We start from the raw sequence: 1,815 nt of genomic DNA on the forward strand, positions 1-1,815 counted from the left end.
CCTCGCCGCGCAGGCGCTCGCCACGCACGCCGCCGGCACGCTGACGCTGCTGGTGCTGAACACCGTCGAGCGCGCCCAGCAGGTCTGGAAGGCGCTGAACGCGCAGCGGCCGGCCGCCGACTGCGTGCTGCTGCACGGCCGCTTCCGGCCCGGCGACCGCCAGCGCCAGCAGGCGCGGCTCGATGCGCCGCTGCCGGCGGCCGGGCGCATCGTGGTCGCGACGCAGTGCCTGGAAGCGGGAGTCGATGTCTCGGCGCGCACGCTGTTCACCGAACTCGCGCCGTGGGCCTCGCTGGTGCAGCGCTGCGGGCGCTGCAACCGCGAGGGTGAGTACAACGACACGGCCGAGGCCGCCGTCTACTGGATCGACTGCGACGACCCGGCGCTCGCCGCGCCGTACCCGGCCGCCGACCTCGATGCCGCCCGCGCGGTGCTGGCCGAACTCGGCGATGCCGGCCCCGATGCCCTGCCGAAAGTCGCCGCCGACGCGGCGCTGCATCCGGTGCTGCGCCGGCGCGACTTCCTCGAACTGTTCGATACCGATCCGGACCTGAGCGGCTTCGATGTCGATGTCTCGGCCTGGATCCGCGACGCCGACGATGCCGACCTGCTGCTGTTCTGGCGCGAGTTGCCGGTCGCGAAGAACGGTTTCGACGCCGACGGCCAGCCGCGCCCCGCAGCCGCCGAACTCTGCCGCGCCGGCATCGGCGCCGCGAGCGCCTTCCTGAAGTCGCGCCGCGAGGCCGCTTTCGTCTGGGACGGGCTGACCGGCCAGTGGCTGGCGCTGCGCGAGCGCAGGCTGCATCCCGGGATGACCGTGCTGGTCGCGGCCGCGGCCGGCGGTTATGCGCCGGAATCCGGTTTCGCGCCCGACAGCCGCGCTGCGGTGCCGCCGCCCGCCACCGACCTGCCCGCCGACGCCCCGCCACCAGCGGACATCGACGACGACCGGCGCAGCTTCATCGGCCGTTACGTCGGACTCGCCGAGCACCTGGCCGATGCCGAGGCCGCTGCCCGCGCGCTCTGTACCGATCTGGCCGAACCGCATGCCGAAGCCGTGATCAGCGCCGCGCGCTGGCACGACACCGGCAAGGCGCACCCGGTATTCCAGCAATCGCTGCAGGCCGCCTTGCCCGAAGGCGATCCGCGCCGGAGTCCGGATCAGTTCTGGGCCAAGTCGGCGCAGCCCGGCGGCCGGCATGCGCGCCCGCACCTGCGCCACGAACTCGGCTCGCTGCTGTACTGGCTGGCCGCGCACGGCTGGGCCGACGACCCGGCCAGCGATCTCATCGGCTATCTGCTGCTCGCGCATCACGGCAAGGTCCGCACCCGGCTGCGCGCGCTGCCCGGCGAACAGGAACCGGCGCCGCAGGATCAATACGGCCCGCGCTTCGCCCGCGGCTTCTGGGAACGCGAAGCCCTGCCGGCGCTGCGCTTTGCCGACGGCGCCGAAGTACCGGCCGTCAGCGTCGATCTCGAACTGATGGAACTCGGCCGCGGCGCGCACGGGCCGTCGTGGACGGCGCGCGTGCAGCGACTGCTGGCACTGCACGGCCCGTTCCGGCTGGCGTGGCTCGAAACCCTGGTACGCATCGCCGACTGGCGGGCCTCGGCGCAGGAACAGGAACCAAAGCGGGAGGACACGCCATGAGCCCGACGCCGCATCCCCTGCTGCTGCGCGGCTGCACGCCGGTGCCGCTCGCGCATTACCTGAAGGCGCTCGGCGTGCTGCGCCTCGTCGCCGAACAGGCCGATGCCGAGGCCACCGGACACTGGACCGACGACGGCTTCGTGCTCGAAAGCCGGCTCGACCGC

General features: G+C 73.4%; 1 protein-coding gene. It reads left to right on the forward strand.

Annotation, left to right across the window (positions count from 1 at the left end):
- A partial coding sequence (locus PKE44_RS18985; protein WP_324554351.1) for a CRISPR-associated endonuclease Cas3'' occupies positions 1 to 1,651 on the forward strand: 1,651 nt, incomplete at its 5' end.
- Positions 1,652 to 1,815: the final 164 nt, after the last annotated feature.

The sequence above is a fragment of the Plasticicumulans sp. genome, assembly GCF_035331805.1.
GTDB lineage: Bacteria > Pseudomonadota > Gammaproteobacteria > Competibacterales > Competibacteraceae > Plasticicumulans.